11 protein-coding genes are annotated in these 14,574 nt (G+C 71.7%); 7 read left to right on the top strand and 4 right to left on the bottom strand.

All coding sequences use genetic code 11. The features are described from left to right. Window positions 1-15: 15 nt before the first annotated feature. Both MMA15_RS27580 and MMA15_RS27575 read right to left on the bottom strand, forming a co-directional pair. A complete protein-coding gene (locus tag MMA15_RS27580) occupies window positions 16-4,194 on the bottom strand; it encodes a CHAT domain-containing protein (RefSeq protein WP_241062873.1) in 4,179 nt (1,392 codons plus the stop codon). Between the two features lie 550 nt (window positions 4,195-4,744). Continuing rightward, window positions 4,745-5,515, bottom strand: coding sequence for a FadR/GntR family transcriptional regulator (locus MMA15_RS27575; protein WP_241062872.1), 771 nt, complete (start codon window positions 5,513-5,515; stop codon window positions 4,745-4,747). 169 nt (window positions 5,516-5,684) lie between these two features. Here MMA15_RS27575 and MMA15_RS27570 point away from each other — a divergent pair, with 169 nt between their 5' ends. The 7 genes from MMA15_RS27570 to MMA15_RS27540 all read left to right on the top strand — a co-directional run bounded on the left by MMA15_RS27570 (window position 5,685) and on the right by MMA15_RS27540 (window position 12,737). After that, window positions 5,685-6,920, top strand: a complete 1,236-nt coding sequence (locus MMA15_RS27570; protein ID WP_241062871.1) for a M20 family metallopeptidase — start codon at window positions 5,685-5,687, stop codon at window positions 6,918-6,920. After that, the gene (locus MMA15_RS27565; RefSeq protein WP_241062870.1) at window positions 6,917-8,401 is read left to right on the top strand and encodes an aldehyde dehydrogenase family protein; all 1,485 of its coding nucleotides are present in this window, start codon (window positions 6,917-6,919) and stop codon (window positions 8,399-8,401) included. The genes MMA15_RS27570 and MMA15_RS27565 overlap by 4 nt, the downstream gene beginning before the upstream one ends. A gap of 23 nt (window positions 8,402-8,424) precedes the next feature. Continuing rightward, window positions 8,425-9,225 (top strand): SDR family NAD(P)-dependent oxidoreductase, encoded by an 801-nt coding sequence (locus MMA15_RS27560; protein ID WP_241062869.1) that lies wholly within the window; start codon window positions 8,425-8,427, stop codon window positions 9,223-9,225. A gap of 135 nt (window positions 9,226-9,360) precedes the next feature. Further along, window positions 9,361-9,738, top strand: coding sequence for a DUF3311 domain-containing protein (locus MMA15_RS27555; protein WP_241062868.1), 378 nt, complete (start codon window positions 9,361-9,363; stop codon window positions 9,736-9,738). Further along, window positions 9,735-11,258 carry a sodium:solute symporter family protein gene (locus tag MMA15_RS27550; protein ID WP_241062867.1) on the top strand — a complete coding sequence of 508 codons (1,524 nt, stop codon included), beginning with the start codon at window positions 9,735-9,737 and terminating at the stop codon, window positions 11,256-11,258. The genes MMA15_RS27555 and MMA15_RS27550 overlap by 4 nt, the downstream gene beginning before the upstream one ends. After that, a complete protein-coding gene (locus MMA15_RS27545; protein WP_241062866.1) occupies window positions 11,255-11,836 on the top strand; it encodes an amidohydrolase family protein in 582 nt (193 codons plus the stop codon). The genes MMA15_RS27550 and MMA15_RS27545 overlap by 4 nt, the downstream gene beginning before the upstream one ends. A gap of 205 nt (window positions 11,837-12,041) precedes the next feature. Beyond that, complete coding sequence (locus MMA15_RS27540; RefSeq protein WP_241062865.1) at window positions 12,042-12,737, top strand: amidohydrolase family protein; 696 nt, start codon at window positions 12,042-12,044, stop codon at window positions 12,735-12,737. Window positions 12,738-13,021: 284 nt separating this feature from the next. Here MMA15_RS27540 and MMA15_RS27535 read toward each other — a convergent pair whose 3' ends face one another. Both MMA15_RS27535 and MMA15_RS27530 read right to left on the bottom strand, forming a co-directional pair. Beyond that, on the bottom strand, window positions 13,022-13,492 hold the full coding sequence (locus tag MMA15_RS27535) for a DoxX family protein (RefSeq protein WP_241062864.1): 471 nt from the start codon (window positions 13,490-13,492) through the stop codon (window positions 13,022-13,024). A 398-nt stretch (window positions 13,493-13,890) separates the two neighbouring features. Then, window positions 13,891-14,562, bottom strand: a complete 672-nt coding sequence (locus tag MMA15_RS27530; RefSeq protein WP_241062863.1) for a ScbR family autoregulator-binding transcription factor — start codon at window positions 14,560-14,562, stop codon at window positions 13,891-13,893. Window positions 14,563-14,574: the final 12 nt, after the last annotated feature.

The following is a 14,574-nucleotide window of genomic DNA, read 5'->3' as shown; positions in this document are numbered from 1 at the left end:
GGCGCCGGCCGCCGCTCACCAGCCCAGGTGTGTGAAGCCCGCCCAGGCCGCCAGATCATCCGGATCGGCCGTACGGGCACGGTCGGCCAACCACGCAGGCATCCCCGCCGGGACGGTGCGCGCCGGGTCCAGCATCCACAACTGCGCCCGCCGCAACGCCCGTTCCGGGGGCTCGTGCCCCCGGCGCAGAAACCAGTGGGTCATGAACATCAGCACGGACGCCGCGTGGTCCGGCACCGGCCAGAGCGAGCCCACCACCGACCGGGCTCCGGCGGCGAGGAACGCGGTGGAGAGGCTGTACGCGTCGCTCTGCCCCCGCCGGGAGACGCCGTCGCTGGAACCTGCCAGCACAACCAGACCAGGCCCGCCCCCTTCACCCGCTGCCCCACGGCCCCCCGCCGCGGTGATCTGCTCAGCCGTCAACTCGCCGCCGGCCAGAGAAAGGAAAGCGGAACGGCGCCCGCCTACGGCGCGTCCGGGGTGCCCGGCAAGCTCGGCGAGCCGGGCGGGTTCGCCGTCCGTCCCGGGGCAGGCGAGATGGAGCACCCCACTCTCGCTCTCCTTCCCCGTCAGCCAGTCCAGAACTTCCTGCGGTGTGCCCGCGCCGTCCGCAGGGTCCGACTCCCGCCAGCCGAGGAAGCGGGCGCCGGGATACAGCAGCCGCTGCACCGCGTCGGCTTCCTCGACGGCGTGACGCAACCCGCCCGTCGGGTCACCCACGACGAGCGCGCTGTCCGTGAGCGCGGGCGCCCCACGGGCGGCGACCTCGCACAGCAGCCGCGCCGAAGCCGCGTACGAGATCTCCGCGGCCTCGATCGCATACCGCCTCGCGCCGCCCTCCGCGCTTTCGTCCACCGGGCCCCATGCCGCATGCCAGGGAACGGCCCCGAGCCCACCCACCGGAACCAGCACCACCCGGGGCAGGCCACCGCCGCCCGGCAGAAGGGACCCCAGCGCCGAGACCAGCGGCTCCATCGCCGCGTACCACGCCCACGAGCACAGCCGGTCCAATCGCCCCCGCAACGGCGCCGGATCAGGAGCCGCACCACCCCCCGGTACAAGGCCCGCCGCACCGGCCTCATGACCCCCCGAGCGGTACGCCCTCAACGGCGCCGCGTCCTCGCTCAGCAAGGGCAGCGGTACCGAACCGACCCACCCATCCGCAGTGACGAGCACGGCCACACCGCCACCTTCCTCGTCCGAGGCAGGCACCAGGTAGACGAGCGCGTCGGTCTCCATCGCGCTCAGCGCGCGGCAGATCTCCTCCCGGGAAGGAGGCCGCAACAGGATGCTCTGCGACCGCGCGCTGCCGCCGGGGCTCGTGAGCGCCTCGACCACCCGCCCGCGCAGACCGCTGTCCCGCCCCGCGGCCTCGCGGAACGATGCGCTGCCGCCTTCGCCGCCGCCCGCCGCGAGCCATTCCCGCGCCATGTCCTCGAACCCCGCCCCCAGCAGCAGTTCGGGGACCGACGCCGAGGTGAGTGCGTAGTGCAGCGCCACTCCACGGCCGGATTCCAGCGCCCGGACCGCCTCATCGGGCGCGCCGTCCGTCACACACCACGCCGCCACGCCCAGCGCCCCGGCGGTCGCCGCGGCGGCGGCTTCCGCGGCGTGAGGCGTACCCGACCGCAGCAGCGCCGACCAGGCGTGTCCACGCAGGGCGTCCAAGCCCGTACGGCGGCTGCGCTCACGGTCGTCGCCCTCGCCGCGTGCGCGATAAGCGCGCGCCAGCGCGAAGTTGGTGCTGGTCCAGAAGCGGTGCGACGGCCCCTGCATGAGGCGGACGCACTCCTCCAGCAGACCGACCCCCTGAGCCAGCCGCTGACGGCGATGAGAAAGCCGGGTCTCGCCCGCGCCCAGACAGCAGTAGTCGACGCCCAGCGCACCCGCGTAACGCAGCCACTCGTCGCTCCCCTCCCGGACGAGTTCAAGCGCCTCTTCCAGCAGTTCGGTGGCCTCGGTCAGCCCTTTGAAGTCCCCCTTCACGGCCGCACGGCCGCCGCGTACGAGACCCGCCGAGCCGAGCACCCAGGCACGCTGGCCGCGGGGAAGTTCGGCCGCGCCCCGCCTCAGTTCGGCGGTGGACGGACGGCCGCGGGGCCGCTGGAGCCGCGGCAGCCCCAACTGCCCGGCCATCTGGTCGCGTTCCAGGATCAGGTTCTCCAGCACCGCCCACAGCTCGACACGCGAGCGGTCCTCGCGCCCCAGCCCGGCGTGGACGTCGCTGAGCCGGGCGATCGCGGCGTCGGCACGTGCGAGGTCTCCCGACCGCAGAGCGCGCACTCCGTCCACGGCCGCGTTCTGGGCCTCGGCCAGACGGCTCTGATACGCGCCGGGACGGCCCTCCGGCTCCGGCCTGCCGGGGGCGTCCGGGCCGGGCCGGGCCGGGTCGCCGTCGATGGGGCCGTGGAGCTGCTCCAGCCGTACGGGAGCGCCGGTGATCCGGTCCCCGGCAGTCTGCGACGAGGCCGCCAGGATGTGTTCGTGAGCGCCCCAACCGCCGTCGTTCGCGGGCGCGTTGACGGCAGAGTCGATGAGTGCCCGCTTCTGCTGTCCGGTGAGGTACGTACCGTGTGCTTCGAGCCACGGGAGCAAGCCCAGGATGGTCCAGGCGAATTCGGCACGGGTGTCGCTGCCCGGCTCCTGCTGCTCCCACCGCGCGTACATCTCGTCGAGTACGCCGCGCAGCCTCTCCGCGTCGGCGGCGGGCCCGCCTGCCGTGGCACCGGTCCCGGCGGGCCGGGGGAAGCCGAGATAGCTGCGCCCGTCGACGTAGTTCTCCAGCAGGGTGCGCAGCGACTCGCGGGAGAGCGTCAACTGCCCGTCCGCGCGGGCGTGTTCGTCGCCCCCGCCGCCGTGGTCCCCGGGCAGCCCCCGGTGGATTCGCTCCTTGTGCGCCCAGGCTCGCATCATCCGGCATACGTGGCGGACGTACTCGTCGCAGTCCGGGCTCTCCAGGACGACGCGGGCCCCGAGGTCGACGTCCGTGAGCCGGGCGGGATCTGCGTCGTCCCCGTAGCGGTCCTGCTGGAGCGCGGCCAGTACCAGCGCGGCGTGCCATGTGCCGTCGTCGTGTACGGGGTCCCGGGTCTCGGCGACGTGTCTGAGCAGCCCGAGCGCACGTTCGCGGCCCGCCCCGTCCAAGCGGTCCGCGGCCAGCTCGTAGAGCAGCCGGGCGAAGAGATCGAGAAAGCCGGCGGGAGCGGTCTCGGTGAAGTCCGGTTCGGCAAGGACCTCTTCGACGCCGTGCTCGGCGAGCGCCATCTCCTGGGTGTCGCCGCGCTCCAGCCCGAGTCCTGCCGTGATGAAGGCGCGCCGTGCCCGTGCCTCCAGGCCCCACTCCGGCTCGTCCTCGGCTTCGCCTTCACCGCCCGCCTCGTCCAGGGCCATCGCGAATTCCGAGCCGGCTTCCTTCAGCAACTCCCGGTCCGCGCCCGTCAGTCCACCCAGCATCTGGGCCTTCGCGAGCGCGAAACGCAAGTGTGCGACGTCCGCGTCCGGAGGCTGAACGGCGAGCGCCGCGCGTGAGTGGCCTGCGGAGAGGTGGAAGTCCTCGGGGTCGCCGGTCCGGGCTCCGCGTTCGCAGTACAGGTCGGCGAGTTGGAGACGCAGTTCGGCGGCTCTGACGCTTCCGGCCCCGCCACGGCCGAAGGCGGCCTGCAATCGCGGCAGCACCTCTTCCTGGAGCCGCACGCACTCGTCCTGGTCCTCGAACCGCTCGCAGCGCACCCGCATCACGTACGCGAGTTGCAGCCGCCCCACGTGCAGCAACTCCTCGTACCCCGTGGGTTCTCCGCCTTCCTCCAGCTCGCTCACGCCGAGGAGCAGCGTGTCGTAGGCCTGCCGCGCCCGCTCGGGGCCGGGTTGCAGATCATGGCCGAGGGCCTGGACGTGCCCGAGCAGTACGCGCCAGGCACCACGCGCGGGCGACCCGGCCGTCTCGCTCACCGCGCGCTCCAGCGCGGCGGCGGCCTGCGCCAGGTCCTCGGTCTCGCCTTCGCGCATATAGAGCGCCAGACTCCACTCACCGGCGACACCCCACGCCGCCGCGGTGTCGAGGCCGCGCCCGGGGCCGCCCGGACCGTGGCCGTGGCCGCCGAGGACGGACAGCAGACGGTCGCGCTCCGCGCGGAGTTCGGTGTCCGTGAGGTTGCCGACGTCGGGCAGACCTTCCGGGTAGGAGGCGTCAATCATCGGGCGTACTCCTGATCAGGCTCCTGATCGGACCGGGCTTACGAGCTGTGTGCGTCGGCGGTGAACCGCGAGGCGGGCAACGGGAGTTCACCGCCCGGGGCCGCTGCCGCATGAGCCCGGACACCTGCGGCTCCCACCCTCGCAACCGCGGCATGCCCGTGCTCGACGACGGTGCGGCCGGCGGACGTCGGCGAATCGGACCGAGCACGGCACCGACCATCTCATGACCGCGCGGAACGGAGACGATCAGGTCGCCGACTCCCACGTCGTCCGATCATGGAGCCCGGAGGCGGGAGTTGCACCAGAAGACGGGGTTCGCTGGGAACCCGCCCGCACCCACCGTGTCCTGGCTCTACCGACGACTGCGATCGTGGCGCCGCCGCTGGAGGCACGCGGCGTTCAGGTCGGCGCAGCGTGCGGACGTCACACGGCGAAGGCAGCGTCGAGCGGAAGACTTTGCCTGGCTGCCGCTCATCGTCGGAGTCAACGCACCGTCTCGGCCGGTGCGTTGGGCCGCGCCAGGAAAGTCAACCGCCCAGCGCCCGTATCGTCACCCCTCTTCGACAGCCGCACTCAGCAAGCGGCGCGTGCCCTCTTCCACATGGTCGGCGTAGTAGTCGAAGAGCGCCTGACGAGCGAGACGGGCGGCAAGAGCACCGTCGCCGTCCCGGATGGCGGCCAGCACCTGCCGGTGATGGGCGATGGAACGCTCCATCCACACCACCGCGTCACCGGCCGCAGCGATCTTCTCCTCGATCACCTCGACCACGGCGTCATGCACCGCACGAGCACACAACCCCAGCAGGGAATTACCGCTGGCCTCGGCGACGGCCTGATGGAACAGCGCATCCGCCTCACTGAAAGCGTGCAGCCCGCCGGCACCCGAACTCACCGCCGCCATACGGTCGATCTGCTCTTCCATGCGTCGCAGGTCGTTCTGCGAATGCAGCCGTGCGGCCAGCCGGTTGCTCTCGGCGTCCAACACCATGCGGAACTGCACGAGTTCACCGAGCGTCGAGAGGCGGGACCGAGCGAGTCGTCCCAGGGGGCGGCTCAGGTTGTCCGGGGAGACACCCAGAACTTCCGCACCCAGCGGATCGCCTGGACGGGAGCGGATGAGTCCGGCCGACTGCAGGACGCGTAGCGCTTCGCGGACGGTGGAGCGTCCGACAGCGAACTGGCTGACGAGTTCTCGCTCCCCGGGAAGACGTGCTCCTGGCGGAAGGTCGCCGTTGAGAATGCGCTCTTCGATCTGCTCAGCGACGCGCTGGTAAGCACGTACCGGCTCCACCGGTCGGAACACCGCGCCTTCAGCGGACATGTGACTCCCCCTCTGTAGTCGACTGCGCTCCCCGCCCGTAGAACCAGCTCACCACAACAAAGACCATCCACCCCCTTGACCTGTACCTGAGGGCCCTAGGAGAGTACGGGAAATCAACTGGTCTGACCAGTCTCCTGGCCCCTCCTGGCCAGGTCTTTGGGAGGGTTGCATGCATTCCACTACCGGTTCTCCGCTGCGGGACTCCGTGGTCGACGCGGAGGCCGCCGTGCGTCTCACTCGCGATCTGGTGCGGCTGCGCACCGTGAGCGATCCGGGCGCGAGCGAGGTGGAGGGCCCGGCGGCGGACCTGCTCGCGCGGCTGTTCACCGAGTTCGGATGGGAGCACGAGGTGATCGAGGTGGCGCCGGGCCGCAAGAACCTCGTGGCGGTCGTCGAGGGCGGGGGCGGCGAGGGGCCGACGCTGATGTTCGAAGGGCACACCGATGTCGTGACGGAGGGGCGCCGCGAGGACTGGAGCGTGGACCCCTATGGGGGCGAGATCCGCGACGGCAGGCTGTGGGGCCGGGGTTCGGCAGATATGAAGTCCGGTCTGGCGGCGATGATTTGGGGCGTGCGGGGGCTCCAGCTTGCGGGTCCCTTCCCCGGCCGGGTCGTGCTCGGCGTGCTGTGCGATGAAGAGGGCATGATGCTCGGCGCCAAGGCGTTCGCGGCCTCCGAGCTGGCGGCCGAGGTCGACGGCGTCGTCGTCTGCGAACCCGAGGGCTATGAGGTGTGCACGTCGGCTCGCGGCGGCATCCGTATCCGGCTGGAGCTCACGGGCGTGATGGCGCACGGGGCGATGCCGCAGGAGGCGCGGTCGCCGCTGGTGGCCGGGGCGCGGATCGTCGAGGCGCTGGCCGGCGTCGAGGAGTGGGCGGTACGGCGGTTCGGCACGCACCCGCATGCAGGGGCGGTGACCGTCACGCCGACCGTGCTGCACGCCGGGGATCCCGCCCAGCTCAACGTCATTCCCGCCCACGGGCTGGTCGGGGTCGATGTGCGTACCGTGCCCGGTACCGACCACGAGGAGCTGATCGCCCGGGTGCGGCAGGCGGCGGAGGACGCGGCCGGGACGGTGGGGGTGACGGTCGCGACGACCGTGGTCGACGACCGTCCGGCCGTCGAGATCGACGAGGACCATCCCGTGGTCGCGGCCCTGGTGGAGGGTCACCGCGCGGAACACGGGGCGGCGCCCGCTTTCGGGGCCGTGCCCGGCACCACGGACGGGACCATCCTCACGCGGGACGCGGGTCTGCCGACGGTGGTCTACGGCCCGGGTGGCAAGTGGATCGCGCATCAGAAGGACGAGTACGTGGAGGTGGCCGAGATCGGCGAGTACGCGAGGGTCTACGCGGCCGCGGCCAGGCACTTTCTCGTCGCCGGTGCCGAGGGGGGCGCCCGTTGAGCGCTTCACCGACGTCGGACGGTCTGCTGCGGGACGGCCTCCTGCCGGAGGGCGTCACCGGCTGCCTGCCCGTCGGGGAGTCGTGGGTTCCCGCCGCGCGGCGGGAACCCGTGATCTTCCCGTACGACCGGAGCCGTGTCGCCCTCGCGCCCGTCGGCGACGAGACGCTCGCGCGGCAGGCGTGCTCGCATGCGGCCGGGCTGCGCCGGCAGGTCGCGAAGCTGGCGACGCGGGTGCGTCGGCAGGTCCTGGCCGGTGTCGCCGCGGCGCTGGAGTCGGTCGCGGGCGGCATGGAGGACCTGCTCGTGCTGGAGACGGGCAAGCCCCGGGCGGACTGCCGCACCGAGGTGGTGCGGGCGGTGGCCACGTGGGAGGCGGCCGCCGACGAGGCGTCCCATGTGCACGGCGAGACGGTCCCGTTGGACGGGCTGCCCTCCGGAGACGGGATGACCGGGTTCTGGACGCGGCGTCCCGTGGGGGTCGTCGTCGGGGTCGCCGGGTTCAACTACCCGATGATGCTTGCCTCTCACAAGATCGCCCCGGCGCTCGCCGCGGGCTGTCCCGTCATCGTCAAACCGGCGCCGGCGACGCCGTTGGCGACGCTGTGGCTGGTGGCGCTCGTACGCGAGCAGCTGGCGGCCGCCGGTGCCCCCGCCGGTGCGGTGCAGCTGGTCACCGGCGATGCCGGGGTGGGGCGTGCGCTGACGACGCATCCCGAGGTGGCCGCGGTCTCCTTCACGGGGTCGGCGGAGATCGGGCACCGCATCGCCCGCGAGGCGGCGCCGCGGAAGGTGGTGCTGGAGCTGGGGTCCAACGCGGCGTTGGTGGTCGCGGCGGACGCCGATCTGGATGCGGCGGCCGACGCCGTGGTGCGCGGCGGTCTCTATGCCTCGGGGCAGGCATGCATCTCCGTGCAGCGAGTGATCGCCGTCGAGGAGATCGCCGCCGAGCTGGAGGCGAAGATCGCGGAGCGGCTGCCGGGCGTGGTGGTCGGTGATCCGCGCGAGCCTGAGACGAGGGTGGCGGCGCTCATCGACGAGGCCGCGACGCAGCGGGTGTGTTCGTGGATAGATCGTGCACTGGCGGCGGGGGCTCGGCTGGTGCACGGCGGGGGACGCAGCGGCCCGTGCGTCATGCCGACGCTGCTCGCGGACGTTCCCGACGGTGAACCCGCGTGGGACGAGGAGATCTTCGGGCCGGTGGTGTGCCTGCGGCCGGTGCCGGATCTGGCGGCGGCGTACGCGGCGGTCAACGCCAGCCGGTACGGGCTGCACGCGGCGGTCTTCACGCGTGACCTGGGAGCGGCGTTCGAGGCGGTGGAGGAGCTGGAGACCGGCGGCGTCGTCGTCAACGACGTGCCCGGCTACCGCTGCGACATCGCGCCGTACGGGGGCGTGAAGGACTCGGGAGTCGGGCGGGAGGGGCCGCGGTTCGCGATCGAGGAGCTGACGGTGACGCGGATGGCGGTCTTCCGCAGGTGACGGCCGGGCAGGAGGAGACAAGGGTGGGATACGCGGATCTGTTCCGTCTGGACGGCCGCAGGGTGGCCGTGGTCGGCGGGGCAAGCGGCATCGGCAGGGAGGCGGCGCGGGCGCTCGCCGCGCATGGCGCCGAGGTGCTGGTCGCCGACCGTGACAGCCAGGGCGCCGAGGAGACGGCGCGGCTCGCCGCCGGGGAGACTCCGGCGCCCGGCTCGCGTACCGGGCCGGTCAGCGTGGACGTCCTCGACGTGCTGGACGAGGCCGCCGCGCGTCAGACCGCGTCCGGGTGGGGCGCGTTGGACGGTCTCGTCGTCACGGTCGGCGCCAACGTGCGCAAGCGGATCGCCGACTACACGCTTTCCGACTTCGACCGTGTGCTCGCGCTCAACCTGCGGGCGTATCTCACGCTTGTACAGACGACGGTGCCGGCGATGGCGGAGCGGGGCGGGGGCAGTGTCGTCGGGCTGGCTTCGATGCGGGCTTTCCAAGTGGAGGCCGGGCAGAGCGTCTATGCCGCGTCGAAGGCGGGGCTGGTGCAGCTGCTGCGTACCGCGGCGGCGGAGTGGGGTCCGCGCGGGGTGCGCTTCAACGCGGTCGCCCCCGGGGTGGTGCGTACGCCGCTCACGGATCAGATCGCCGCCGATCCTCAGTGGTACGAGGCCTACGCGCAGGCCTCGGCGCTTCGCCGGTGGGCGGGCCCGGAGGAGATCGCCGGCGCGGTGGCCTATCTCGTCTCCGACGCCTCGACGTTCGTCACGGGCAGTGTGCTGACGGTCGACGGGGGCTGGACGGCGGTCGACGGCCGCTACGAACCGTCCGTGTGACGCGGTTCGGGCCGGGCCGGAGAGCTCGGCGACAGGAAGGGCCGGGACACCGGAACCGCTGACCACCGGAAACCGGAACCGGGCAGGAGCAGGGGCCGGGCGCACAGCAGCCGGGCAGAGCACGGAAGGAGACATATGTCTGACGGCGTTTCCCACGCACGACGGGAGGGCCCCGGCGAGGCCGGGCCGCTCTCCTTCCCGGCCCTGCCTGCCGCGCACAGGCGCCGCCGCTCGCTGTGGCTGCTGGTGATACCCGGCGTGTTGTACTGCGCGGCGCCGCTGGTGGCCAACAGCATCGAGCCGCGCATCCTGGGGGTTCCGTTCCTGCTGGCGTGGATCATCATGGCGTCCGTCGTCAGCCCCCTGATCATCTGGGCGGCAGCACGACTCGATCCGGCCTACCGCGCGAATGCGCTCGAACCGATACCCGCCGACGACCCGCCGGATGATGCGGGCAGTGGCGGCGCCGGGCGCGACGGTGAGCCCGGTCCGACCGCGGGAGGTGCGGCATGACTTCCTCCGCGGCGATCGCCACGACGATCTTCGGCCTGGCGATGGTGGCGACCATCGCCGTGGGCCTCCTCAGCGCACGCGGCCGTGACAAGGGGCTTGCGGAGTGGTCGGTCTCCAGCCGCGGCCTGGGCATGCTGTTCATCTGGCTGCTGATGGCCGGGGAGACCTACACCAGCTTCTCCTTCCTGGGCACGGCCGGCTGGTCGTTCTCCTTCGGCGTCCCGATCCTGTACCTGGTGGCGTATCTGACGACAGGCTTCGCCGTCGCATACGTCGTGGGTCCTGCCCTGTGGACCTACGCCAGCAGGCACCGGCTGATCTCCATCGCCGACATGGCCGAACACCGCTTCCGCTCACGGCCGTTGGGCATGCTCGTCGCCGTCGTGGCGACCGTGTTCATCGTTCCCTACATCCAGGTGCAGATTCAGGGCATGGGCGTGGTCGTCAACGCGATGACCTACGGCAGCGTCGATCTGCGCGTCGCCGCCGTGATCTCCTTCGTCGTCGCCGAGGTGTTCATCCTGGTCTCGGGCCTGCGAGGTTCGGCGTGGGTCAGCGCGCTGAAAGACGTACTGGTCATCGCCGTCGTGGTGTTCCTCGCGGTGTACGTTCCGCTCCATTTCGTGGACGGGCTGGGCGACTTCATGCACCGCATGGTGACGGAGAAGCCGGAGTGGCTGACCTTCCCGGGCCACGACTCGGGCGGCCTGGACGGCACGTGGTTCGTCACCACGCTGCTGCTGAACGCCGTCACCATCACCGTCGTCCCGACGACGGTCGCCGGCTACCTCAGCGCCAAGTCCCCCAACGCCCTGCGCAGCAACGCCATCCTGCTGCCCTGGTACCAGTTGCTGCTGTTCATTCCGATGATGGTCGGCGCCACCGCGCTGTTCGTCGTCCCCGGTCTGAAGAACCCCGACCTTGCGCTGTTCTCCCTCGTCACCGACGCGCTGCCGGCCCCGCTGGTCGCGGTGATCGGGGTGGCAGGCGCCCTGTCGGCGATCGTGCCGATGAGCGTGTTCATGCTGGCCATCGGCACGATGTGGGGCCGCACCCTGCTGGGCGGCGGCAACGGCGCCGACCCGCGCAGCCGCAGCGGCTCGGCGCCCGCCGACGACATGCGCACCAAGAAGCTGTCCCAGCTTGTGTGCCTCCTGGCAGGGCTGCTGGCGCTGGCCGGAAGTCTGTTCTTCCCCAACACCCTCGTGCAGCTTTCCGTTCTCTCCTACGAGGGCCTGGCGCAGCTCGTGCCCGCGGTGCTCCTGGCGCTGTACTGGCGGCGCATGCCCGCCGTCGGCGCCGTCGCGGGCATGCTGGTCGGGCTGGCGGTGATGACGGCGCTGTGGGCCACGGGCAACGACCCGTGGAACGGCGTCAACGGCGGCATCATCGCCCTGGCGGCGAACCTCGCCGTCACCGGCGCCGTCACCTGGCTGCGCCCCGCACCCGCCGGCCCGCCCGCCGCGTCCGGGAGGGACGGCGCCGCCGAGGCCGCGTCCGCCGCCGGAGGCGCCCCGTGAGCCCCGACTTCGAAGAGCTCACACCCGTGGTCTATCGGGCCGCCCGGATCGTCAGCCAGCGTCGGGACGGCGGACCCGAACCGGAGGCGATCGCGGTCGCCGGCGGACGCATCGCCGCCACCGGCACGGCGGCCCGGCTGCGGGAACGCTTCCCCACGGCCGAAGAAGTCGACTTCGGCGACGCGACCGTCGTACCGGGGCTGAACGACGCCCACATCCATCTGGCCATCGCCGCCGAGGACTTGCTCCACCTGGACCTCTCGGCCGGCGCCGTCGGCAGCGTAGGGGAACTCCTCGGCCAGGTCCGGGCCGAGGCCACGCGGGCGGCCCCCGGCGAATGGATACGCGGAAGCCGCTACGACGACACCAAGACCGGCACGCTCACCCGCTGGGACCTCGACCGTGCCGCGCCCGCGCACCCCGTCCTCGTCGTACAGGTCGCCGGGCACTGGGGCGTCGCCAACTCCGCGGCGCTGCAAGCCCTTCACATCGACGAGGACACCTCCCCTCCCCCGGCGGCGAATTCGGGCGCGGCACGGACGGACGACTCGACGGCAGGCTCGTCGAGCGCGCCCTGATGAACGTCGTCTATCCCGCCACCGCCCGCGGCGCCTCTCCGCTGCGACCGAGTTCGCCGCAGGAGAGGCTGCGCGGCCTGGCGCGGGCCCAACGGCAGTGGCACGCCGCGGGGTTGACGTCCATATGCGACGCGCTCATCGCCCCCGAGGACATCGCGTTGCTGCGCCGGGCACGCGCGCAGGGCGAACTGACCCTCCGCTCGGCATGTTGCTGTCCATCGACCACTATCCGGCGGCACAGGCGCTGGGCGCCGGCAGCGGCTTCGGTGACGATCTGCTGCGGCTGGTCGGCGTCAAGGCGTTCGTCGACGGCGCCATCGGCGGACGTACCTGCCTGCTCAGCGAGCCCTGCGCCGACACCTCACAGCAGGGGCTGCAAACCACCTCCACCGAGGAGTTGTTCTCCCAGGTCCGCACCGTCCACGCCGACGGCAACCGGATCGGCGTCCACGCCAACGGCGACGCGGCCATCCGTATCGTCCTCGACGCCATCGAGGCGGCGCAGCGGGAGACGCCGCGGCCGGGGCTGCGGCACCGCATCGAGCATTGCAGCGTCATCGACGCGGACATCCTCCGGCGGATGCGGGAACTGGACGCGATAGCCGTGCCGTTCGCGGGTTACGTGGGCTATCACGGCGGTGCGCTGAACCGCTGGTACGGAAAAGAGCGGACGGAGCGGATGTTCGCACACCGTTCCTTCCTCGACGCGGGCATCACGGTCGCGGGTTCGTCGGACTACCCGTGCGGTCCCTACCAGCCGCTGCTCGGAATCCAGTCGATGGTCACCCGCGAGGCCGTCGAGGACGCCGTGCCCGTCGGCCCGTCGCAACGCGTCAGCGCACGCGAGGCTCTGGCCGTCTTCACCCTCGGCTCCGCGGAAGCCGAAGGCACCGCACACTGAAGGGGCGCCTCGCCCCCGGCTACCTCGCCGACTTCACCGTCCTCGGCGAAGATCCACTCGCCGTCGACGCCCGCACCATCGGCTCGATTCCCGTGGAAGCGGCATACGTCGGCGGTGAGTGCGTCCACCAGCTCCGATGAATCCGGGGACCGGCGGCTCTGTCAGGAGCCCGGCTCGCGCCGCGCCGAACGCCGGGTTTCTGCTTCTGCGCTCGCCGGGGGCGATGGCTGCGCGGCTCTCCGTGAAGGGCCTGCTGGGCCAGGAGATCCGCGGCAGCGTTCCGTTCAGTCCCGGTGCCCGCCCGTGAGCCACGTGCCGAGCTTCCGCACCGTCGACCACCGGCCTATGACGACGAGGGCGAGCGGGATGAGGATCATCGCCGGGGTCTCGACGCCGCGGCCGTCGTAGAGGGTCAGATGTGTGAGGCACGCGCCCGACATCACGAACATCAGGCCCAGTGCGGCAAGGCCCGAGAACCAGGGGGTGATGAGGCCGATCGCGCCGAGCAGTTCCAGCGCGCCGGTGAGGTACATGAACCACAGGCCGAAGCCGATGTCCTCGAAGGTCCCCTTGGCACCGGAGTCCGCGGTCAGGGCGGGCAGCGAGCCGACCGTGACCATGAAGTACGCGAGGTACAACTGCACGGCCCACAAGGCGACTTCGAGCGCGATACGGGCCGGCCCTTGGGGACGGGATGGACGCGCGGCCGAGGGACCGGCGTGGGAGGTCGGCGGGTTGCCGCTCGCGTTCGCCATGATGGACTCCTTCTGCGGACGGTGCACTCGCGGTTGTCCGGGGGCGGCCCGGCAGCCGACATCTACCACCGGCGCACCCTCGGCGGAACTCCCCCGCCACGGAGGAAGCAGCGAGGGCGCCCCCGCGCAGAGCGCCGGGGCCTGTGGAATCCGTATCACGTGCCCGGTACGCAGCGCAGACACTTGTCCATCATGGTCAACATCCGGCTCAGGGGCTCGTGTGTGGCCCGGCGCAGCGCCGTATTCGCTTGGGGCCTCGCCTACGTATGGTGTCGAGGCGGGTGCGGACCGTGAGCGTGACTTCCGTGGGGCGATAGGGGGTTGCGGTCACGTGACCGGTCGCGTGACCGCATTCCCGGGTACGCCGGACGTGAGGTCCGGTGAGCGGACGGCGTCGCTCAGTCCGCGGGAGTGACCTGCTGGCGTTCCACGGTCCGCAGCCAGTCCGTCTCGGTGCCGGCGCTCCACAGACCCGGGGCGGGCTGTGTGACGAGTCCGTGCAGCAGCAACTGCCAGTGAGCGGCGAGGCGTTGATGCACGTCGACGCCCGAGTCGCCCGTACGGCTGGTCTGTTGCGAATGTGCTCCGGAGGCGAGGCAGAAGGCCAGCTCGGCGACGGCCTCGGTGGTGGCCTCGCCGCGCAGCGTTCCTTCCTTCTCCGCCTCGCGGGCCACGTCCGTGAACACCTGCTGCCAGCAGGCGAACGGGTTGACCTCCGGGTCGGGCGGGGTGTCCAGCTCGCGCGCCAACTTCACGGCTGCTCTTGCCAGATGGTCGTGTTCGAGCTGATGGGCCACCAGATGCGTGAGGTCTATGAGAGTCTGCAACGCGGGCTGCTCTTTCTCCCGCAGCAGTTCGGCGGCTCGGCAGGACCGGGCGCACGCCTCGCGTCGCACGGTGTCCGCCAGTTCCTCCTTGCTTCCGAAGTGGAAGGACAGAGCGCCCTTGCTCATCGCTGCGCCGCGGCTGACCTCGAACAGGGTGGTGCGCTGGTAGCCGAGGCGGTCGAACGATTTCGCAGCCGCCATCGTCAGTGCCTGCCGGGTGAGTTCTGCGCGCTCTTGCCTCATTCGGCTTTCTTT

Origin of the sequence: Streptomyces marispadix, assembly GCF_022524345.1 — a bacterium.
Classification (GTDB): Bacteria; Actinomycetota; Actinomycetes; order Streptomycetales; family Streptomycetaceae; genus Streptomyces; species Streptomyces marispadix.
The sequence above is the reverse complement of the archived record's forward strand: the minus strand, read 5'-3'. Positions and strand labels throughout refer to the sequence as shown.

Bases quoted from the DNA above. Each gene is read 5' to 3' on its own strand.
- MMA15_RS27580 (WP_241062873.1), bottom strand. From the start codon at position 4,194: ATGATTGACGCCTCCTACCCGGAAGGTCTGCCCGACGTCGGCAACCTC.
- MMA15_RS27555 (WP_241062868.1), top strand. From the start codon at position 9,361: ATGTCTGACGGCGTTTCCCACGCACGACGGGAGGGCCCCGGCGAGGCC.
- MMA15_RS27550 (WP_241062867.1), top strand. From the start codon at position 9,735: ATGACTTCCTCCGCGGCGATCGCCACGACGATCTTCGGCCTGGCGATG.
- MMA15_RS27570 (WP_241062871.1), top strand. From the start codon at position 5,685: ATGCATTCCACTACCGGTTCTCCGCTGCGGGACTCCGTGGTCGACGCG.
- MMA15_RS27535 (WP_241062864.1), bottom strand. From the start codon at position 13,492: ATGGCGAACGCGAGCGGCAACCCGCCGACCTCCCACGCCGGTCCCTCG.
- MMA15_RS27530 (WP_241062863.1), bottom strand. From the start codon at position 14,562: ATGAGGCAAGAGCGCGCAGAACTCACCCGGCAGGCACTGACGATGGCG.
- MMA15_RS27540 (WP_241062865.1), top strand. From the start codon at position 12,042: ATGTTGCTGTCCATCGACCACTATCCGGCGGCACAGGCGCTGGGCGCC.
- MMA15_RS27575 (WP_241062872.1), bottom strand. From the start codon at position 5,515: ATGTCCGCTGAAGGCGCGGTGTTCCGACCGGTGGAGCCGGTACGTGCT.